The sequence below is a fragment of the Haladaptatus halobius genome (genome assembly GCF_020618475.1).
Taxonomy (GTDB): domain Archaea; phylum Halobacteriota; class Halobacteria; order Halobacteriales; family Haladaptataceae; genus Haladaptatus; species Haladaptatus halobius.
The window spans coordinates 2,536,317-2,555,600 of sequence record NZ_CP085335.1 but is presented as its reverse complement, the minus strand read 5'-3'; the positions used below and the strand labels follow the sequence as shown (position 1 = coordinate 2,555,600).

Below are 19,284 nucleotides of genomic sequence, written 5' to 3'. Positions count from 1 at the left end.
CGGCGACTGGCTCAGAACTTCTCCAGGTACTTCGCTTTCTCCCAGCCGGAGACGTAGGTCTTGTACTCGTCGTACTCGGACTGCTTCGCTTCGATGAACTTCTCGGTGACGTGGTCGCCGAGGGCTTCGCACACGACCTCGTCGGCCTCGAGCGCGTCTAGCGCATCCATGAGTCGTCCGGGGAGGAGCGTGATACCGTGTTCTTCCCGCTTCTCCTCGTCGAACTCGTAGATATCGTCGCGGACGGGGGTACCGGGGTCGATATCGTTCTCGATTCCGTCCAGACCGGCTTCGATTATGACCGCCAGTGCGAGATAGGGGTTGCACGACGGGTCGGGACTGCGGATCTCGAAGCGCGAACTCGTTCCGGCGGCGTCCGGGACGCGAATGAGCGCCGATCGGTTCACATCGCTCCACGCGATGTAGACCGGTGCCTCGTACCCAGGGATGAGGCGCTTGTAGGAGTTGATGGTCGGGTTGGTGATGGCGGTGAACGCCGGGGCGTGTTCGAGGACGCCGCCCATGAACTTGTACGCCGTCTCCGAGAGGTTGAACTCGTCCTCGTCGTCGGCGAAGGTGTTGCCGTCTTCGTCGAAGAGGCTGATGTGGGCGTGCATCCCCGATCCGTTTATCTCGGCGATGGGCTTGGGCATGAACGTGGCATGGATGCCGTTCTGCTCGGCGACGGCGCGAACCACGGCCCGGAAGGTGGCGATGTTGTCTGCGGCCGAGAGCGCGTCGTCGTACTTGAAGTTGATCTCGTGCTGGCCGTCCGCGACCTCGTGGTGGCTGGCTTCGATTTCGAAGCCCATCTGCTCCAGCGTGAAGATAACTTCCCGACGCACGTCGCTCGCCATGTCCTTCGGTGCGAGGTCGAAGTAGCCGCCGGAGTCGTGCGGGACGGTCGTCGCCTTTCCTTCTTCGTCCTTCTCAAACAGGAAGAACTCGGGTTCCGGACCGATGCTGACGGTGTAGCCCATCTCCCTCGCCTTCGAGAGGACGCGCTTCAACACCTGACGTGGGCCACCGTCGAACGGCGTCCCATCGGTGTTCACCACGTCGCAGATGAGGCGGGCGCTCGCGGTGTCTCCGTCGGAACGCCACGGGAGAACGGTGAACGTCGACGGGTCGGGGTCGAGTCGCATGTCGCTCTCCTGGATGCGGGCGAACCCTTCGATGGACGAGCCGTCGAACCAGATCCCCTCGTCGAACGCCTTCTCGACTTGATGGGCCGGTATGCTGACGTTCTTGACCGTTCCCGTGATGTCGGTGAACTGGAGCCGAACGAAATCGACGTTCTCGCGCTCGATCTCGTCGAGCACCTCCTGCTCCTCTTTCGATAAACCGACCTCTTTCTTGGTGGCAATATTTCCATCCGTCATCTTTATCGACACCATACGCAAATACATCCACCATTAAAACAGTAACGGTTGGTCAATTGTGCAATTTTTGCCCAGAATTGGGTATTCGTTAAATTCTAATGTGAGGAGCGGGTTGGTTGGTGTAATGACGTACGAAAATCTGGATGCTGAACTGGTAAACGAGCTACTCGGTGACGGTCGAGCAAGTTTGCGAAGTCTCGCCGAGAAGCTAGACGTGTCGGTGACAACCATCTCGAATCATCTGACGGATTTAGAAGAAAAAGGTGTCATTCAGGGGTACACTCCTCGCGTCGATTACGACGCGCTGGGGTATGACGTGACGGCCATCGTCCAGCTGAAGGTCGAAGGGAACGCGCTGCCGGAGGTGACCGAACGGCTGCAAGACCACGATCAGATGATAAGCGTCTATGAAGTGACGGGGGACTACGACATCATCGCCATCGGGAAGTTCAGGGATACGGACGGGATGAACGAGCAGATAAAGAAACTGCTCATCGATCCCGACATCAAAGAGAGCAACACGAGCGTCGTGTTGAACGCTCCGAGCGAGCACGAGCAGTTCCGGCTCGAAGTGGACGAATGACCAGTAGCTCTTAGGGTGCAAGACGTGTCATCTCGATCATGAGCGTCATCGCGGAGTTCACGATTCGTGCTCCAGGCCTCGTTCTCACACCGACGCTCGAAGCGGTTCCGGAGATGACCGTCGAACTCGAACAGCAACTGGTAGCGACGGGGTACTCCCCGCTGTTCATCGTCTGGGCGACCGGCGGCGATTTCGAGGCGTTCGCCGACGCTTTGCGGCGCGATGCCACGATAGCGTCGCACGCGGTCATCGAGGATCTCGACACCCGGAAGCTCTACCGATTGCAGCTCGACCGCGAGAACATCTTGCCCGTCTACCCCGCCTACCAGAAGCTGGGTGCCGTCCCGATGGCGGGTCACGGGACAGCGGGCGTGTGGCGGCGGCGAATCCGACTTTCCGACCGAACTGCGCTGGTCGAGTTCCAACAGTTTTGCGAGCACGAAGGCGTCGAATTTTCGCTCAAACGGTTGTACATGCCGAGCGACGACGAGGGAGTCTTCCAGCTGACGGAGGCCCAGCGGGAAGCGCTTGTCGCCGCTCACGAAGCTGGGTACTTCGAGGTGCCGCGCGACGCGACGCTCGACGACCTCAGTTCGAAACTGGGAGTTAGCAAACAGTCCGTCTCCGAACGCTTGCGACGCGCACAATCGCGCCTCGTCGGGGACACGGTTCTCAGGGACGATGTAGAGGGATGAGGACGGCAGAACGATGAAACGGAGTCGAAAGAACGGCGCAATGGTATAAAATACCTGGTTTGTAAGGTTAACGTTCAGATTGTCGCCGCGCTTACCTGTAGAGTAGCTCGATGGTGGGTCGGCGACCGGACACGATTCACGACAAGATACGCAGCTAGCACTCCAAAACATGCACCCTTCAGAATACGCCGATACGCCCCCTCCGTCCGTCATCCTTCTCTACGCTCGCTAGCATACGACGACGACTCCTGCTCCGAGAACTCTTCGAACGCGAACGAACCATGTCCGTGACGAGCCTCACGAGGAAACTCGTTCACGAGCAGTCGGATGCCGACGCGAGGCGATTGTCCGCTCAACTCTATCACAGTCACCTCCCGAAGCTCGAAGACGCGGGCTTCGTCACCGTCGAGGGCGACACCGTCACGCTCACCGAACGCGGGAGCGTCCTCGAACCGTACCTCGCGCTGACCGAGCAGTACGAGACCGTGAAAAGATAGGTCGCGTTCGAAACGGGAACACCGTCGAAAGCGATTCGTCTGCGACGTGAGAGGATTCGTGGCCGGTCTTACATCGCGCCGCCCATGCCGCCCATGCCGCCCATGCCGCCCATACCACCGGGGGCACCGCCGGGTGCGCCGCCTTCGTCCTCGTCGTCGCTGCCGCCGCCCTTCAGCTCGCCTGCGGCGATGACGTCGTCGATGCGCAGGAGCATGACGGCCGCCTCGGTGGCGCTCTCGACCGCTTGCGTCTTCACGCGGAGCGGTTCGACGACGCCGTCCTCTTCCATGTCGACGATGTCGCCGGAGTAGGCGTCGAGACCCGCACTGGTGTTACCACCGTCGTGCTTGCTGCGCAGGTCGACGAGCGAGTCGATGGGGTCGAGACCCGCGTTCTCGGCGAGGGTGCGCGGGATGATCTCGAGTGTGTCAGCGAACGCTTCGACGGCCAACTGCTCGCGGCCGCCGACGCTGTCCGCATAGTCGCGCAGGGCGAGGGCGAGTTCCGTCTCCGGAGCGCCGCCGCCGGGGAGCACTTTGCCGTCTTCGAGCGTGACGCGAACGACGCCGAGGCTGTCCTCGACGGCGCGCTCGACCTCATCCACGACGTGTTCCGTGCCGCCGCGGAGGATGAGGCTGACGGATTTCGCCTCGTCGACTTCCTCGACGAAGATGCGCTGGTCGCCGCCGACGTCCTTCTGGGCGACGCTGCCGGCGAAGCCGAGGTCGTCTTCGGTGACGTCGTCCACGTTGCTCACGAGGCGAGCGCCGGTCGCGCGGGCTAGTTTCTCCATGTCGCTGGACTTCGCGCGGCGGACGGCGAGGATGCCTTCCTGCGCGAGGAAGTGCTGTGCCATGTCGTCGATACCGCCGTCTACGAAGACGACGTCCGTACCAACGTCGGCCAGCGTGTCCACCATATCACGGAGCTGTTTCTCTTCCTGGTCGAGGAACTGCTGGAGTTGGTCGGGGTCGGTGACGTTGACCTCTGCGTCGATCTCCGTCTCCTTGATCTCCAGCGCGCCGTCGATGAGGGCGACGTTGGCGTCTTCGACGAAGTACGGCATGTTGTCGTGGACGCGCTCCTTGTCGATGATGACGCCTTCGACGAGTTCGGAGTTGTCGATGGTACCGCCGACGACCTTCTCGACTTTGATGTTGTCCGTGTCGATGCCTTCCTCGTCCGCGACGCTCTGGACACCGTCGACGACGAGTTCGGCGAGGTGTTCCTTGGCGCTCTCCGCGCCCTTGCCGGTCATCGCCGTGGCGGCGATCTTCCGGAGGTATTCGGCGTCGTCGGCGTCGACGTCGATGGCGATGTCTTCGAGGACATCCTTGGCCTTCTCGGCGGCCTGTCGGTATCCCTGCGCGAGCGTGGTCGCGTGGATATCCTGTTCGAGGAGGTCTTCGGCCTTCTGGAGAAGTTCCCCCGCGACGACGACCGCGGTGGTCGTCCCGTCGCCGACTTCGTCTTCCTGCGTCTCGGCAACTTCGACGACCATGTTGGCCGCCGGGTGCTCGATGTCCATCTCTTTCAGGATGGTGACGCCGTCGTTCGTTACGACCACGTCGCCCATCGAATCGACGAGCATCTTGTCCATCCCCTTCGGGCCGAGCGTGGTGCGTACGGCCTCTGCAACCGCCTTACCGGCGGTGATGTTCATGGACTGGGCGTCGCGCCCCGAGGTTCGCTGGCTATCCTCCGAGAGAACGATGAGGGGTTGATTACCCATTGGCTGTGACATAGTCAATAGATGGGTTGAATGCGATTCTATATAAACCTTTTCTTAGACGTGTGAGAACCCACCGCAAACGCCGGACGTAACCGAGCAGTACGCGATGACGAAGAATATTTATAAGTGGAACCGAACCGTTGGCGAAAATCAGCCGGTGAACTGGTGATACTCCATCCCCTGTTGTTTCATCTCGTTGCGCTTGCGTTCGAGGAACGAGTACACCGCGCCATGGGGTGCTCCGTCGAGTAGCATCTCGGCAGCGCTTCGGACGGCCTCCACCTGCTGCGGTTGGCCGATGATGCCGAGCGTCGTTCCGTAGATGACCACGTCCGCGCCCGTGAGTTCCTCCATTAGTTGGCGCGTTCGACCGTTCTCGCCGATGAGTCGGCCTTTCTGGCGCTGGAGGTCGTTCTTGTTGCGGGCGGCGGCGTCGATATCCACGATGTCGAACAGCATCAGGTCGTCGGCGAGCAGGGCGAGCGCGTCTTCCGGGGCGAATCCGCGGCCGATCGCTTTGACGATCTCCGGCGCTTTCAGCCCTCGAACCGGGTCTCCCGTCTGCTCGACTCGAACCGACCCGTTGTCGGAGTCGATGTCGAGGCGCACCTCCGCACGACTCTCGATTTCTCGCATCGTATCACCGCCTTCGCCGATGAGAACGCCAATCCTGTCCTGCGGAATCGTCACGTGTTTCATAAAGAAGCGTACCACCTGCGGCGGTTTAAGCCCTTCCCCACAACCTTTTGCTGTCGTTCGAAGGAGCGTCGTTCTTCCGTGATCGGGCGAGTGCAAAGCGTTCGCAGACTCCGTAAATCGATGATTTACTCGGTGACGAAAACCTCCGGTTTTCCGGCGAACTGCTAATGCTCCGGCGGTTGGCTGCTTACTGATTCCCGAGGTTGGACTACTCGCCTTCTGCCTCCTCGATTCTCGCTCACTGCTCGCGGTCACTTTCGAGCAGCTCGAATCGGTTCGCTATCGCGTTCGGGGCGCTAGCACACTTCAATCGGAAAGTGCCGCCGTTTCCCGGCTTCGGTTAACTGCGGAGTCCTTACCGTTGGATATGTCCAACGAACTCGCCTTCGAAGAGCACGACGTAACACACGACGCCGAGTTTCCCGAAACCATCGAGGCACTTCGCACCCGGCGGTCGGGGCACAACTTCGACTCCGACGCGGAGCTTTCCGACGAGACGCTAGAGGAGCTGATTCGTGACGCGGCGCTCGCGCCGTCCTCGTACAACCTCCAGCCGTGGGAGTTCGTGGCCGTGCAGGACGACGACCGACTGGGCGAAGTCGTCGACATCGCCTACGGACAGGAGCACATCCGCGAGGCGGGAACCGCGATACTCGTCGTAGGGCACACCGACGCGAAGACGGCGGATCGGGTCTTCGACGAGTGGGCCGAAGCGGGTCGGATGGACGAGGAGGCCGCCCAGCAGACGAAAGCGCAATCGGTCGAGATGTACGAGGACGACCGAACCGGTCGTGACTACGCGATCCGGAACGCCTCGCTTGCGGCGGAGAACCTTTTGCTCTCCGCGCACGCGCGGGGGTTGGCCGCCACGCCGATGATCGGGTTCGACCAGGAGCGCATCGCCGAGTTCCTCGATTTGCCGGACGACGAGATTCCGGTGATGCTCATCGCCGTCGGACCGAGCGGCGGCGAAGAGTCGGAGCGGCTCCCCCGGCGTCCCGTCGAGGAAATCCTGCATCGAGAGACGTACTGACGGGCCACGCTTTTACCCTTCCTCCACATAGACGGAACTAGATGAACGAGGAGTACGGACTGCTTGACCCCGAGAACGCGGCTGCCCCCGGCGACGAGTGGGAGGAGATCGACGTTTCCGACACCGAAGCCGACCGCATCGCGCGTCGCCGCGACCGCGAATTCAGCCAGTTCCGCGAGCGGGTCAAAGACTCCGACCAGTTCAAAGTCGAGCAGTCCGTCTTCGACGACGCGACCCTCGCCGCGCTCTACAAACTCGTTCAGGACGGGCACGTCCGCGCGTTCGGCGGGCCGATATCGTCCGGCAAGGAGGCGACCGTCTACAACGCGCTGGGCGACGACGAGTACGAGGAGGTCGCGGTGAAGATATACCGAATCAACGCTAGCAACTTCCGCGATATGCGGGAGTATCTCATCGGCGACCCGCGGTTCGAGGAACTCGGCGGGGACAAAAAGCGAATCGTCCTTGCGTGGGTGCGAAAGGAGTTCGCCAACCTGAACCGCGCCCGGAAAGCCGGGGTTCGAGTGCCCGACCCCATCGCGGTTCAACGAAACGTGCTGGTAATGGAGTTCATGGGCAACGACGGTCGTCGCGCGCCCACGCTCGCGGACGCGCGACTCGAAAATCCGGAGACGGCCTACGGGGTCGTCCGGGAGTACATGCGCCGACTGTTCGACGCGGGCCTCGTCCACGGCGATCTCTCCGAGTACAACATCCTCGTCAGCGACGGCGAACTCTGCATCATCGACGTCGGTCAGGCGGTGACGATTCACCACCCCAACAGCGGCGAGTTTCTGACCCGCGACTGCGCGAACGTCGCTTCGTTCTTCCAGCGACAGGGGATCGAAATCCGGGGCGACGAACTCGAAGACTGGATTCGAGAGAACGCCGACCCCGAGACGTAGTCGAGCGCGAACGGTTCTACGCTACTCGCCGGACGATTTTTCGACCCACGTATCCCGACGAGGCGGACGCGCCGATGTACCAGACCAATCATACTTTCAGTGGGCCGACGACGGTCGCAGTCCACGCGACGTGACCCACGACCGGGAGGAAGAACGCCACCGGAACGATTGCGGTGGCGGGCGACGTGAATACCCATCTGAGCCAGATGAACACCGGAGCCGTCACCAAGAGGCTCCAGACCATCGGCCGGAAGCTCCCTTTCACCATCTCGGCTTGGTGTTTCATCAGCCCTCGCTGTTCGGATCGGAGTCGCTCCATCTCCTCGTCGTTGCTCTCGTTACGGGCGGTCTGGAGTCGCTCCTGAAGCGCCTTCGTCTTCCGTTGCAGTCGCTCCAGTTGTTCCGTATCTCGGAACTTCGTCCGTAGAACTGCGCTGAAAAGTCCCGTCGACCCCGCGAGGAAGAAGATGAACAGCGAGAAGGGGAGTCAGACCGCGAGCGGCGAGAGAAGGCGGAGAGACGACCGCGACGACGATAGACTCTATCGGCTGGACGAAGTAGCCTGCGAACAGCCCAACCGCGAGCAGCCCCGCGAGTTTATCGTACTTCGACCACGAATCGGGGTTCGACGATGTCACACTCGGATTCGGTTTCAATTCGTTATCAATTTTCTCCTCAGCCGGTTCGTCGTCGGCTCTCGAATCGACTCGATAGCGATTCGTCTTCCGCTCGCCACTGATTTCACGCTATCGAGATTGGCAGTGAGCGACTGCCTATCGGTAGAAATTTCGCGGTGCGGTGGCGATGCTCGCGCCGACTCGGCGTGCACGTTGCCACACCCACCGTCGTAAAAGCCGTTAGCTGATATGTCCTTCCCGTCGAAGCTGGTCGGCCTGTTGCTTGTCGTAGCGCCACTTGATGTCGGCCTTCTCGTCTTGCCAGTCCCACGGCTCCACGAGCACGATATCGTCCTCTCGAATCCAGATGCGCTTTTGCATCTTCCCCGGAATTCGGGCGGTTCGCTCCTTCCCGTCGGCACAGCGCACCTTCACTCGGTTCGCCCCGAGCATGTTCGTGACGGTAGCGAAAACCTCGTCGTCGTCCGGCATACGGAGGTTCTTCCGTCCGCTGTTGTCACTCATAGCTCACTGTTTGAGCGGGATGGTTTTAAATCCGCCGTCCCGCGTGACACTTTCACAGACGGATATCCGAAGCATCACGGGGGAAGGCAACGTCGCATCGCACATGACGACCACCGGCGTGGAAGAGTTGACGACGACCGACGACTGGACGAACGCCGTTCCCATCCTTCGGCAACTGTGGACGAACGTGGACGAATCGGCCGTTCGGTCGTGGCACGACGAAGACGGATATCGACTCTTCGGACTGTACGCGGACGACGAGTTGGTCGGCGTCGCCGGCGTCTCCATCCAACGAGGGCTCCACCACGCCCGGCACGCGTGGATTCACGATTTCGTCGTCGCCGAGGCGCACAGAGGCGAAGGGTACGGCACGACCCTCCTCTCGGAAATCGCGGGGTGGGCGCACGAACGGGAGTGCGAGTACGTCGCGCTGGCGGCCCGGCTCGAGAACGAATCCGCCCGGCAGTTCTACTAGGAAAACGGCGTGAAGCGATGGGGCTACGTGATGGAGACGGAGCTATGATCGCGCCCGGTATCTGCCGGTTTTAAGGCGACTCCGGACGCAGTTCGCGCCATGCTCGGAAAGCTCGGCGTGAAAGGTATCGTCGGCCTGCTCGCACTCCTCGCCGGAATCGGCGTTATCGCCATACAGAACGTCATCATCGCGGCGGGGATGGGTCTCGTCGTCGTCGGTTTCGTCCTGACCGCGTGGGGGCTAGTGTCGGGGCTGTTGGAGAGTTTCGGGATGGCCGGGATGATGGGCGGCGGGTACGAGTAACGAGAAAAATCGTCAGGGCGCTCTTTTCGCCGACTCCCTACTCCATCTGCCGAATCTTCTCACGCCCCGGCGCGATGAGTTCGTCCAAGTACGTCGCCAGCGCGCCCTTGGCGTCCGCCGGATGCAGTTCGCCGTTTTCCAGGTCGTCGGCGAGCGATTCGTAGTCGTCGTACTCCAGATCCCCGCCGTACTTCTCTGGACGCTCGACCACGACGCGTTCGAAGCGCGGGAAGACGTGGTACTCGAATATCTGCAGGACGGGATTTTCGAGGTCGCCCTCGGGGTCGCGGGTCGGCGGGCAGAACGCCGAGTTGACCTTCTCCTCGATGTCCTCGGTCGAATCCTCCATCGAGATGGTGACGCCTTCGCTGGAGGACATCTTGCCTTCGCCCGACGACAGTTCCGCGATGAGTGGCGTGTGGATGCAGGTCGGCGCGTCGTAGCCGATACTCGGGAGCGTGTCGCGGGCCAGCATGTGGACTTTCCGCTGTTCCATCCCGCCAATAGCGAGATCGAGGTCGAGGTAGACGATGTCGAGCGCCTGCATCAAGGGGTAGACGGCCTGCGATACCTTCGTTGATTCGCCGCTTTGAATCTCGGCCATCGCGCGCTTGGCGCGGTTGAGCGTCGCCTCCAGTTCCAGCGAGTGCAAATCGAGCACGTAGTCGTCGTCCATCTGGAACTCGGAGCCGAGGCGGAACTCCGTGTTCTCCTCGTCCAGTCCGTAGGCGATGAACTGCGCTTTCATTCGCTCGGCCGTCTCTCGAATCTCCTCGAACGTCCCCTTGTCGTTCAGGTAGGCGTGAACGTCTGCGAGCAAGATGACGATTTCGAAGCCCGCTTCCTGTAGATCTATGAGTTTGTTCGCACCGAGCATGTGCCCAATGTGGAGCACGCCGGAGGGTTCGTAACCGACGTAGGCACGCTTTCCGTCGGGGTCGTCGGCGAGTTCGCGTACCTCCTCCTCGGTCACCAACTCCTCGGCGTTCCGGGAGATTAGCTCGTAGGTGTCCATGCGCGGAAAAAGATGGTTCACCGGCTTTAGGGTTACGTCATTGGACAAGGAACAAGTCGACGGGGACGAAACGAGAGGTATGAACGGAACGAGGGTCGGACTCTGGTTGGTCGTCGTCGGTGGACTCGCGCTCTATCCCGCGATCCGTCTCGGGCAAGACATCGGCACCACGATGAACGAGTACGTCCTGTTGTACGCGGCGATACTGGCGGTCGGCTTCGGCGTCGTCCTCTGGGGACTGAGCGTCATGCGAACGCTCACGACTGAGTGGACGAACTGACTCGACGGACGGAAGAATTTGTTGCCACACCATGAAACGAGCAACACGTGTCGGTCTTCCCGAACCACGGAAACAAATATTTCAACCGGCGTAGATTTTCGCTCATGGCCGACCCGACGATTACGACCACTGCTACCGGTCGAACGAGTGCCCCACCTGACGAAGTCGACCTTCAGTTTACGGCTCGTGCTATCGACCCGGACGTTACGACCGCTCGCCGCACAGTGGCAGACCAAGCGGTGGCGCTCCGGCAAGAACTCGACGTTGTCGGTATCCCGATGAACGAATCCGAACAAGTCGGTTCCGAATCCGGCGACATCCACCGGATCGCGCGAGGCAATCGGACTCCGATTCTACGACACAACCGTACCAAGCAACCGAAACCATCACCGTCATTCTCTTCGAACTCGATAGGCTGGGCGACGTTCTTTCGGCTGCCGTTGACGAGGCAAGCGTCGAAATTAACGAGGTCGCGTTCACGTTCCAAACAGCGACGCAACGAGAACTTCAGCGAAAAGCCGTCGCCGACGCAGTTGTCGCAGCATGAAAAAAGGCCGCCGCCGCAGCAACCGCCGAAGAGATGGCTGTCGGTAGCGTGCGATCGATAGTAACCGATCACGTCTCGCGACCTCGACATTTACGGGCGGGGCACGGAGTGGTGATGGATACGTCCGAGTCGGGAAGCGTCGAGAGTGGCCCGATCGAAGTCTCCGTTCAGGTTGAAATCGAATACAATCTCGACATTTCGTAAGATGCGATACCGACGAACGCCCCTCTCTATCGTCGTACTGTTTGAAATCTGTCCTCAACGGATTATGTCTCCCTGCCGGTCTAACTACGTTCGATATCAGTTACCGAACGGAGACGACGAACCGCGTCCGTCCACCCGGCGCTCGGCGCGGTGTTCACTGATGAGTTGGTCGAGTTGCTCGGTCTTCTCCTCTCTCCGGCGCTCTTCGGCCCTCTTGCGCCAGTCGTCGATGACCCCCTTGACTTCCGACTCGCGCGCCACGGCGAGTTCGTCCACCTCCTGAATCGCCACCTCGCTCGCCGAACCGACCGGAATCTCGTGTTCGAACAGCACCTCGTCGGCCACGTCGGAGATGCCGCCCGCCTTGAGCACGACTCGGGGGGTGATGTCGGCCAGTCGCTCGGCGGTCGAACGTCCCGCCCCGCTCGCGTCCCGGAGGTATATCACGTCGTCCTCGGCGAGACCGTAGCTCTCGTGGGCGGCGTCGATGGCGTCGTTCGTGAACTTATCGACGGGTTTGACGGCGACCAGTCCGGCCTTTTTCTCGGCCACGTCGCTGAAGTTCGAGTGGTCGAGCTTCCAGAGTTTCTTGAGGCGGGTGAGCTTCCCCGTCAGCTCCTCGATTTCGTCGTCACGCTCGTCGAGTTCGCGCTCCAGTCGGTCGTTCTCGCGTTCGAGCCGCGATATCTCTCGGCGTTCGCGGGCTTTCCGCCGCTCCTCTCGCCGGGCGTCCACGAGTTCGTCTTCCAACTCCTCGATTCGCTCATCTTTCGTCTCGACCGTCCCCCGCAGGTCATCGACGTGCGATTGCAGGCGTTCGACCTGCGATTCGAGTCGTTTGATACGTTTCTCCTCGTCGGAGGGTTCACGAACCGTGTGTTCCTGCTCGTCTTCCTCGGGTTCGGGGTCGTCCGAAAGGTCGGCGAGCACCGCTTCGACGCTCTCGTCGCCCGCGACCACGCGGGCGGTCACCTCGCCGCGACTCATCTGTGCGGGCACCTTCTGGGCGATGCGCCGGAACTGGTCTTCGTGGCCGTCGAACGCGAACAGCGCGGCGGCCATCGCGTCTCGCTGGTGGTCGTCGTCGTAGTCGTCGTTTCGCGTCCGGTGCTGTTTCTCGTCCACGGGGAGGTCTTTCTCCGGCGTCCACGCGGCGGCGTCGAAGCTCCGGCGAATCTTCTCGACGGTTTCTGGCATCGGCGTCACGTCCGCCGCGACGACGACCGGCCGTCCCCGTTCGATTATCCATTCGATCACGTCGGCGGTGTCGGCGGTGCGCGTGCTCCACACGTCGAGGAGGGTGCCGTCCAAGTCGGTCAGCGCGACCGCCGTCGTCGTGCCCGGGTCGATACCAACGATGACATGATCGCGGCGCTTGGCGAGGGGGTCGAACTCAATGCCGTCCCTGCGGAGACGCTCGATTTCGATGCGTACGTCCCCCGACCGCAGCGACGAGACGGGGATGTCACCAGGGCGAGCTTCGACCTCGAAGACGGCGTTGGCGTAGCCGCCGTACTTCTCGGTCACCTCGCGCTCGTAGTCGAGTCCCGCGCTTCGAATTTCGGACTCCACGTCGCGGGCGCACTCCTTCACCGACCCGTGGATTCGTCGGGTGTAGCGGTCTTCGCTCCACCCGCCCTTTCCGGTCGAGCGCCCACGAGACACCTTGACGTGGGTGGTGTCGGTGAACGCCGACACCTCGTAGCCGACGTTCATCGCGGCGAGGCGGGCGGCCGCCTCCGCTTCGCGCATCGGTTCCTTTCCGTAGGGGACGCCGTGACGGGACGCGACCCGCGAGAGGGGTTCCGGTCGCTCCGCGCCGGTCACCTGCACCAGCCGAGTTCCGTCCGGAAGGCTCTGCAGGAAGCGGACGAGGGCGTCTTTGTCGGCGGCGAGTTCGTACATGTTGTCCGTCGCCACGAGCGCGGGCTCGTCGCGTTCGACGAGTCGCCGGAGTTTCCGGTGAGAAACAACGTCGCGGTCTATCTGCTCGCCGTCGTAGACGACGAGCGCATAGGAGGGAGAATCACCTCGCACGTCCCCGCTCTGGATATCTACTCCGAATACGAGGGCGTCGAGGGCACTCGTTCGCTCACTCACGGTTCGCGCTAGGCGCCCTCGAAATATAAATCCGGCGCGAGAAATACCAGACGAGGATAGCGAAAACGGTCGATACCAACCGGTGAAAGCGGTGGTGAACGACCGGAAAAAGTCCGATGTCGGAACCGAACTGATCTCCAGAGTATAAAATTCGCGGACAGCAAAAGCCCGAACGCTGCGAAAATAGCACGAACGGTTCGTTCCGTCCGAGAGTTCACGCGTAGGTGAGATAGCGTTCGACCGACCAGCCCCAGACGTTGCGGTCGAGCCAGTGGACGCCCCACCACGTGTAGCCGTCCTCGGTCGTCGGCCCGTTCATAATCTCGCCGACCTCACCCGGCGAGATGGTCGCGACGACGGGCGACTCCGTCCCGGGCTGTTCCCGCGTGTTCAGATTGGCGGTCGGCGTGACTCGGTCGCCGTCGCTGAATCCGCCACCGCCGCCGTTACTGCCGCCGACGAGACTCATGAAATAGTCCCAGTCCCACGTCGAACCGGGGTCGGTGTGGTCGTTGTAGCCGCAGTCGGACTCGGGTACTTGGTGGTGGCCGATGATGCCGCCGCCGTCTCGGGCGTCACACGGCGCGACGCCGGACGGACGCTGTTTCGGGATGCCGTACGTGTCACAGGCCCAGCTAACGATGTTGGCGGACTTCTGGTATAGCGCGTCCGTGAAGTTCGTCTGGCCGACGTAGCCTTCGTGTTCGATTCCGATGGAGTGGAAACTGTAGTTCTGGCCGCCCCCGTGCCACGCGCTGTCCTCGTTGTGAACCATCTGGGTCGTGTGGCCGTCGGAGTTACGAATCACGTACTGGGTGCTCACATCCGAGTCGGGATTCTGGAACCAACTGACAGTTCCGCCGTAGCTTCCCTCCGTGACGTGGATGATGACCCAGTTGATTTCGCTCGCGCTCTTGTTGTCGTTGGTGTAGTTGCTGGAGTCCGCTGCGACCCATCTGTCGGCGTAGGGATCCTGAACGTGCGCACTCACCGTCCCGGACAGCCCGACACTTCCGAGTCCTACCGTGCTAATCGCTCCGAGGTGCTTCAGTACGCTTCTCCTATTTGAAGTCATCGCAGTTAATTTAATGGCTCAACAACCATAGTATTTTTGCCGGTTATATTCATATACAGGATGATAATAACAAACGGTGCGATTGTTTAGCGCCGGTCGGAGACCGATTTCCACTTTTCGCCGTCTCTACGCCATCTGCATTCGAGGACGACCCGCTACTCGTCCGGATACGGCACCTCGACTAACTCGCCGTCGTCGGGGACGAACACCTCGCCGTCGAAGGCGTCGCGGGCCTCCCGGAGGTGGGTCGAAACGTCGCCCGCGTAGCGAGAGGAGATGTGGGTAAGGGCGAGTCGAACCGCTTCGGCCCGGCGAGCGATCTCCGCGGCCTGTTCCGCGGTCGAGTGAGCGGTCTTCCTCGCGCGGTCGACCCTGTCGTTTGCGAAGGTCGCGTCGTGGACGAGCAGGTCGGCGTCCTCCGCGACGGAGACGACCTGCTCGGAGGGGCGGGTGTCCCCGGTGTAGACGAATCGCCGTCCGGGACGGGGGTCGCCGACGACCTGCTCCGGTCGGACGACCGTTCCGTCTTCGAGTTCGACCGGCGTGCCCGCGTGGAGTTGCTGGAACTTCGGCCCGACGGGAACGCCGAGTTCTTCGGCGCGTTCGCGGTCGAACCGGCCTTTCCGGTCGTCCTCGACCAGCGCGTAGCCGAGCGAGTTCGTCTCGTGGTCGGTTCTGAACGCGCGCACTTCGTACTCCTCCCGCCGGACGGCCACCTCGCCGGGGGCGACCTCGGTGATGTGAACTGGGAAGGAGGGTTGGTTGCCCGCGGCGTGGACGAGCGCGTCGATATCGTCGCCGGTTCCCCGCGGCGTGTAGACGGTGAGCGGGTCGTCGCGGTCGTTGAAATCCCACGTCTGCACGAGTCCGGGTATCCCGAGGACGTGGTCGCCGTGGAGGTGAGTGACGAAGAGGTCGGAGACGGTGAAGCCAGTTCCGAAGCGCATCATCTGGCGCTGTGTCCCCTCGGCGGCGTCGAACAATAGGCGGTCGCCTTCCCGGTTGACGAGGATGGCACTCGGGTTTCGCTCCGTCGTCGGCACTGCCCCGCTGGTTCCGAGGAAGGTCACGCGCATCGACATTCCTTCGCAGTTCAAACCCCGACGACTAAACAGCCTTCGAAAGCGTCGGCCGTGAGAGAGACCGTCGGACGCGAGTCGATGGCATGCTCGTCGAACCGCCCGAGGTGCACGAACGTCGTGTCCGACGGTATAAGCGAGCGTTTCTCCGTCCCGTCGCTCTCCGGCCAGCGGTGGACAGGATGGCCTTAACCGCTCGAATCGCCGGCCTATCCCGTGAACGGTCGAAGCCGTTTATCGGGCGTCTCCCCGTCTACTCGTTCGGAGATAAGGAGGGAGATATGACACGAATTCCGAAAACAGTTAGTGCCGCACTCGTGGCTGTTCTCGTGATACTCGCTAGCGGTGTTGCAGTATCACTAGGAGCCACAGGGCAGACGAATACAGCATCAGAAACGCAGGTTACGAGCCTGCAGGGGAACTCTCAATCGAACGAATCTCAAGCGAACGTAACCATCGACGACCAGCAGAGCGACGGTGCAACCGTCGTCATCTCGTCGGTGACTGTCCCCGAAGGCGGCTTCGTCGCCATCCACGACGAGAGCCTACTCGAAGGGGATGTCGTCGGTAGCGTGCTGGGCAACTCCGTGTACCTCGAACCGGGAACGCACGAGAACGTCACCGTTACGCTCGCACGTCCCATCGAGGAGAACGCGACGCTCATCGCGATGCCGCACCGGGACACCAACGAGAACCGAGTGTACGACTTCGTCATCGGGAACGGAACCGTCGACGGCCCGTACACCGCGAACGGGCAAGCCGTCGTCGACGACGCCCGAGTCTTGGTCGGGGAAGTCGAACAACCGACGGAAGAGGGACAGCTCCCCGAACAGCTCGTGTTCCACGTCGAATCGCTGAGCATCGCGGAGTGGTCGTTCGTCATCGGTGACAGCACCGAACCCGACCGCACCGAGACCATCAGCGGCGTCGACCTGGAAGACGAGACGGTTCGCCTTAACGCGACGGCCCTGCTCCAAAACGAATCGATGCAGGACGTCGTCCAGCGCGGCCAGGAAGTCTCGCAGGAAGACGCCGAACGCACGGCCGAAGAGTCGCAGAAATCGGCCGATAAGAGCGACGTGACGGTGCCGAGCGACCTCGACACAGTCCGCGTCGTGCTCCGCGACATCACAGTCCAGAACGTGACGTTCGTCGTGGAGTTACCGCAGAATCTGAACGTTTCGGCGAAGCCGGGCCAACCCGGAATACCGGAGCAACCGAAGCAACTCGACGCGAACGTCACCTTCGAGAATCAGACCAGCGACGGTGAGACGGTCACCATCGACTCGGTCACCATGTCGGAGGGCGGCTTCGTCGCGATCCACGACCGAAGCCTCCTCGACGGCAACGTCGTCGGAAGCGTCGTCGGTTCGTCGGAGTACCTCGAACCGGGGACGCACCAGAACGTCACCGTGACGCTCGACGAACCGCTCACCGAGAGCCAGCCGCTCATCGCCATGCCGCACCTCGACACGAACGGCAATCAGCAGTACGACTTCGTTACGTCCGACGGAGCCGAAGACCTGCCGTACGTCGTCGATAACCAGATCGTCGTCGATCCGGCGGTGGTGAACGTCGAAACCGCCGAAGAGACGACGACGGCAGAGACGACGACCACGGCCGAGGAGACCACGACCGCGGAAGAAACGACGACGCCCGCGGAGGAGACGACTACGACGGCTGAAGAAGAGACCACGACCGCCGAGGAGACCACGATCGCAGAAGAAACGACGACCGCAGAGACGACGACCACCGCCCGAGAGGGCGGACAGGTCGAGAACGTCTCCGACCTCGGCCCATCGCTTGACGTGGAGGGTCTCGAAGCGCCGCTGAACGCGACGATCGGCGAGACGCTTGTCGTGAACGCGACGGTCACCAACCCCACCGAGTCGGAACTCACGCAACCCGTGGATTTCCGACTGGACGGGACGGTGCTCCAGCGCCAAAACGTCACGCTCGGCCCCGGTGAGAGCACGAACGTGACGTTCGAGATCGACACCAGCGACGTCGAACCCGGAACGTACACACACGGCGTCTACACGCGCAACTTCGGCGAAATCGGCGCGATTACGCTCGAAGCGGTCAACGGCCCGAATGAGACGACGACGGCAGAGACGACGACCACGACGGCCGAAGAGACGACCACGGCCGAGGAGACGACTACGACGGCTGAAGCGACCACGGCCGCGAACGAGACGACCGTTGCCGAGACGACCGCTGACGGAGAGACGACCACGGCCGCAGAGGCGACCACGGCTGCAAAGGCGACGACCGAAGCGAACGCGACGACCACTGCTGACGGGACGACGACCAAGTAGTTCCGTCCGTTCGACTCCGCGACAGACTGCATTTTTCGTGCGGGGCAACCGACCGATTCTTGTCTGGTGACCGTTTAGGATAGCTCGATGGAGTCGCCGCTGTGGACTGAGACGTACGCGCCCGACCTCTCCGACCTGCCCCAGCCGGAGGTACGCGACTATCTGGAGCGGGCAGTGGACGAGCCGATAAACCTCGTGCTCTATGGGCCGGAGGGGAGCGGGAAAACCGCCGCCGTGCGCGCGCTGGCGCGCGCGGCGCACGACGACCCGGACAATGACCTCGTGGAGATAAACGTCGCGGACTTCTTCGACCGGACGAAAAAAGAGATCCGAGAAGACCCGCGCTTTTCGAACTTCCTCCAGGGGCAGACGGAGTTCTCGAAGCAGTACCGTCGCGGGTCCGGGCAGTTGAAGAAGTACAAGCGAAACTGGTCGAAGCGCGAGATGATAAATCACGTTCTCAAGGAGTACGCGGGCTATGCGCCCTCCTCGGGCGAGTACAAGACCATCGTGCTCGACAACGCCGAGGCCATCCGCGAGGACTTCCAGCAGGCGCTCCGCCGGGTGATGGAGCAGTACCACGAGACCACACAGTTCGTCATCACGACGCGCCAGCCGACGAAGCTCATCCCGCCCATCAAATCGCGGTGTTTCCCCGTTTCGATGCGAAAGCCGACGGAGAGCGAGGTCGTCTCCGTGTTGGAGTCGATTCTAGACGCGGAGGGCATCGAGTACGACGAGGGCGGCGTCGAACTGATAGCGGGCTACTCGAAAGGGAACCTTCGCAAGGCAATCTCGTACGCTCAACTGCTCTACGAGCAGGAAGGCGAGGTGAGCAGCGAGGGGTACCGGGTTCTCCGCGAGTTCGGCATCCAGGGGCGCGTCACGGAGATGCTCGACGCGGCCGAGGGGGGCGAGTTCAAAGACGCCCGCAAGAAACTGGACGACCTCCTCGTCGACGAAGGGTACAGCGGTAACGAGGTGCTCGAAGCGATACTGGAGAACTTCGGACAGAACCGGTATCAGGGCGACGAACTCGCCGAAGCCGTCCTGCTCGCGGCGGAGGTCGATATGGACTTGACGCAAGGGACGAATGACAGGCTCCACATCTCGCACCTGCTCGCCGAACTGGGCGCAGACTAGCGGCGATTCGACCGACTTCGTCGGGCTCGGACTCGATTCCTGTAACTAACTCGCGCATCGGTATCACGCCTCACGA

The 19,284-nt window shown here is 61.9% G+C and carries 20 protein-coding genes; 11 read left to right on the top strand and 9 right to left on the bottom strand.

Annotated features, from left to right (window positions below; translation table 11 throughout):
- Window positions 1–11: 11 nt before the first annotated feature.
- The gene (gene glnA / locus LIW51_RS14960) at window positions 12–1,382 is read right to left on the bottom strand and encodes a type I glutamate--ammonia ligase (protein ID WP_227374899.1); all 1,371 of its coding nucleotides are present in this window, start codon (window positions 1,380–1,382) and stop codon (window positions 12–14) included.
- Window positions 1,383–1,506: 124 nt separating this feature from the next.
- Here glnA and lrp point away from each other — a divergent pair, with 124 nt between their 5' ends.
- From lrp to LIW51_RS14945, 3 genes are all read left to right on the top strand, one after another.
- The gene (gene lrp, locus LIW51_RS14955) at window positions 1,507–1,965 is read left to right on the top strand and encodes an HTH-type transcriptional regulator Lrp (RefSeq protein ID WP_227374898.1); all 459 of its coding nucleotides are present in this window, start codon (window positions 1,507–1,509) and stop codon (window positions 1,963–1,965) included.
- 38 nt (window positions 1,966–2,003) lie between these two features.
- Entirely contained in the window at window positions 2,004–2,660 is a 657-nt protein-coding gene (locus tag LIW51_RS14950; RefSeq protein WP_227374897.1) for a helix-turn-helix domain-containing protein, read from the top strand.
- 191 nt (window positions 2,661–2,851) lie between these two features.
- Window positions 2,852–3,157, top strand: a complete 306-nt coding sequence (locus LIW51_RS14945; protein ID WP_438267373.1) for a DUF7344 domain-containing protein — start codon at window positions 2,852–2,854, stop codon at window positions 3,155–3,157.
- A 68-nt stretch (window positions 3,158–3,225) separates the two neighbouring features.
- On the opposite strand, the gene thsA is transcribed toward LIW51_RS14945, so the two are convergent.
- Together thsA and LIW51_RS14935 are read right to left on the bottom strand one after the other, a co-directional pair.
- Window positions 3,226–4,890: a thermosome subunit alpha gene (thsA, locus tag LIW51_RS14940; protein ID WP_227374895.1), complete on the bottom strand. Its 1,665-nt coding sequence runs from the start codon at window positions 4,888–4,890 to the stop codon at window positions 3,226–3,228.
- 150 nt (window positions 4,891–5,040) lie between these two features.
- Entirely contained in the window at window positions 5,041–5,589 is a 549-nt protein-coding gene (locus tag LIW51_RS14935) for a KH domain-containing protein (protein WP_227374894.1), read from the bottom strand.
- A gap of 367 nt (window positions 5,590–5,956) precedes the next feature.
- On the opposite strand from LIW51_RS14935, the gene LIW51_RS14930 reads away from it, so the two are divergent.
- The gene (locus tag LIW51_RS14930; RefSeq protein WP_227374893.1) at window positions 5,957–6,622 is read left to right on the top strand and encodes a nitroreductase family protein; all 666 of its coding nucleotides are present in this window, start codon (window positions 5,957–5,959) and stop codon (window positions 6,620–6,622) included.
- Between the two features lie 41 nt (window positions 6,623–6,663).
- Window positions 6,664–7,527, top strand: coding sequence for a serine/threonine-protein kinase Rio1 (gene rio1 / locus LIW51_RS14925; RefSeq protein ID WP_227374892.1), 864 nt, complete (start codon window positions 6,664–6,666; stop codon window positions 7,525–7,527).
- A gap of 88 nt (window positions 7,528–7,615) precedes the next feature.
- On the opposite strand, the gene LIW51_RS14920 is transcribed toward rio1, so the two are convergent.
- Together LIW51_RS14920 and eif1A are read right to left on the bottom strand one after the other, a co-directional pair.
- The gene (locus tag LIW51_RS14920) at window positions 7,616–7,996 is read right to left on the bottom strand and encodes a DUF106 domain-containing protein (protein WP_227376818.1); all 381 of its coding nucleotides are present in this window, start codon (window positions 7,994–7,996) and stop codon (window positions 7,616–7,618) included.
- 388 nt (window positions 7,997–8,384) lie between these two features.
- Window positions 8,385–8,669 (bottom strand): translation initiation factor eIF-1A, encoded by a 285-nt coding sequence (gene eif1A, locus LIW51_RS14915; RefSeq protein WP_227353231.1) that lies wholly within the window; start codon window positions 8,667–8,669, stop codon window positions 8,385–8,387.
- 43 nt (window positions 8,670–8,712) lie between these two features.
- On the opposite strand from eif1A, the gene LIW51_RS14910 reads away from it, so the two are divergent.
- Together LIW51_RS14910 and LIW51_RS14905 are read left to right on the top strand one after the other, a co-directional pair.
- Entirely contained in the window at window positions 8,713–9,144 is a 432-nt protein-coding gene (locus tag LIW51_RS14910) for a GNAT family N-acetyltransferase (protein ID WP_227374891.1), read from the top strand.
- Between the two features lie 99 nt (window positions 9,145–9,243).
- Window positions 9,244–9,447: a DUF7470 family protein gene (locus LIW51_RS14905; protein ID WP_227374890.1), complete on the top strand. Its 204-nt coding sequence runs from the start codon at window positions 9,244–9,246 to the stop codon at window positions 9,445–9,447.
- Between the two features lie 37 nt (window positions 9,448–9,484).
- Here the strand turns inward: LIW51_RS14905 and LIW51_RS14900 are convergent, their stop codons facing one another.
- Window positions 9,485–10,462: a tyrosine--tRNA ligase gene (locus LIW51_RS14900; protein WP_227374889.1), complete on the bottom strand. Its 978-nt coding sequence runs from the start codon at window positions 10,460–10,462 to the stop codon at window positions 9,485–9,487.
- Window positions 10,463–10,541: 79 nt separating this feature from the next.
- Here LIW51_RS14900 and LIW51_RS14895 point away from each other — a divergent pair, with 79 nt between their 5' ends.
- Window positions 10,542–10,742 (top strand): hypothetical protein, encoded by a 201-nt coding sequence (locus LIW51_RS14895; protein WP_227374888.1) that lies wholly within the window; start codon window positions 10,542–10,544, stop codon window positions 10,740–10,742.
- A 286-nt stretch (window positions 10,743–11,028) separates the two neighbouring features.
- Complete coding sequence (locus LIW51_RS39170; RefSeq protein ID WP_368411802.1) at window positions 11,029–11,289, top strand: SIMPL domain-containing protein; 261 nt, start codon at window positions 11,029–11,031, stop codon at window positions 11,287–11,289.
- Window positions 11,290–11,589: 300 nt separating this feature from the next.
- Here the strand turns inward: LIW51_RS39170 and LIW51_RS14885 are convergent, their stop codons facing one another.
- The 3 genes from LIW51_RS14885 to rnz form a co-directional block, all read right to left on the bottom strand.
- Window positions 11,590–13,593 carry a DUF460 domain-containing protein gene (locus LIW51_RS14885; protein ID WP_227374886.1) on the bottom strand — a complete coding sequence of 668 codons (2,004 nt, stop codon included), beginning with the start codon at window positions 13,591–13,593 and terminating at the stop codon, window positions 11,590–11,592.
- Between the two features lie 214 nt (window positions 13,594–13,807).
- Window positions 13,808–14,668: an N-acetylmuramoyl-L-alanine amidase gene (locus LIW51_RS14880; RefSeq protein WP_227374885.1), complete on the bottom strand. Its 861-nt coding sequence runs from the start codon at window positions 14,666–14,668 to the stop codon at window positions 13,808–13,810.
- Between the two features lie 155 nt (window positions 14,669–14,823).
- Window positions 14,824–15,750 carry a ribonuclease Z gene (gene rnz, locus LIW51_RS14875; protein ID WP_227374884.1) on the bottom strand — a complete coding sequence of 309 codons (927 nt, stop codon included), beginning with the start codon at window positions 15,748–15,750 and terminating at the stop codon, window positions 14,824–14,826.
- Between the two features lie 83 nt (window positions 15,751–15,833).
- Between rnz and LIW51_RS14870 the strand changes: the two genes are divergently transcribed.
- Window positions 15,834–18,065, top strand: coding sequence for a DUF7282 domain-containing protein (locus LIW51_RS14870; protein ID WP_227374883.1), 2,232 nt, complete (start codon window positions 15,834–15,836; stop codon window positions 18,063–18,065).
- Between the two features lie 87 nt (window positions 18,066–18,152).
- Window positions 18,153–19,208 carry an AAA family ATPase gene (locus LIW51_RS14865; RefSeq protein WP_227374882.1) on the top strand — a complete coding sequence of 352 codons (1,056 nt, stop codon included), beginning with the start codon at window positions 18,153–18,155 and terminating at the stop codon, window positions 19,206–19,208.
- The last annotated feature ends 76 nt before the right edge of the window (window positions 19,209–19,284 follow it).

What these genes read in the sequence shown, in the direction of transcription:
- LIW51_RS14870 (WP_227374883.1), top strand. Translation starts at nt 15,834, where the DNA reads ATGCTCGTCGAACCGCCCGAGGTGCACGAACGTCGTGTCCGACGGTAT.
- LIW51_RS14865 (WP_227374882.1), top strand. Translation starts at nt 18,153, where the DNA reads ATGGAGTCGCCGCTGTGGACTGAGACGTACGCGCCCGACCTCTCCGAC.
- LIW51_RS14950 (WP_227374897.1), top strand. Translation starts at nt 2,004, where the DNA reads ATGAGCGTCATCGCGGAGTTCACGATTCGTGCTCCAGGCCTCGTTCTC.
- LIW51_RS14930 (WP_227374893.1), top strand. Translation starts at nt 5,957, where the DNA reads ATGTCCAACGAACTCGCCTTCGAAGAGCACGACGTAACACACGACGCC.
- rnz (WP_227374884.1), bottom strand. Translation starts at nt 15,750, where the DNA reads ATGTCGATGCGCGTGACCTTCCTCGGAACCAGCGGGGCAGTGCCGACG.
- LIW51_RS14935 (WP_227374894.1), bottom strand. Translation starts at nt 5,589, where the DNA reads ATGAAACACGTGACGATTCCGCAGGACAGGATTGGCGTTCTCATCGGC.
- LIW51_RS14905 (WP_227374890.1), top strand. Translation starts at nt 9,244, where the DNA reads ATGCTCGGAAAGCTCGGCGTGAAAGGTATCGTCGGCCTGCTCGCACTC.
- thsA (WP_227374895.1), bottom strand. Translation starts at nt 4,890, where the DNA reads ATGGGTAATCAACCCCTCATCGTTCTCTCGGAGGATAGCCAGCGAACC.
- LIW51_RS14895 (WP_227374888.1), top strand. Translation starts at nt 10,542, where the DNA reads ATGAACGGAACGAGGGTCGGACTCTGGTTGGTCGTCGTCGGTGGACTC.
- lrp (WP_227374898.1), top strand. Translation starts at nt 1,507, where the DNA reads ATGACGTACGAAAATCTGGATGCTGAACTGGTAAACGAGCTACTCGGT.
- LIW51_RS14900 (WP_227374889.1), bottom strand. Translation starts at nt 10,462, where the DNA reads ATGGACACCTACGAGCTAATCTCCCGGAACGCCGAGGAGTTGGTGACC.
- rio1 (WP_227374892.1), top strand. Translation starts at nt 6,664, where the DNA reads ATGAACGAGGAGTACGGACTGCTTGACCCCGAGAACGCGGCTGCCCCC.
- LIW51_RS14880 (WP_227374885.1), bottom strand. Translation starts at nt 14,668, where the DNA reads ATGACTTCAAATAGGAGAAGCGTACTGAAGCACCTCGGAGCGATTAGC.
- glnA (WP_227374899.1), bottom strand. Translation starts at nt 1,382, where the DNA reads ATGACGGATGGAAATATTGCCACCAAGAAAGAGGTCGGTTTATCGAAA.
- eif1A (WP_227353231.1), bottom strand. Translation starts at nt 8,669, where the DNA reads ATGAGTGACAACAGCGGACGGAAGAACCTCCGTATGCCGGACGACGAC.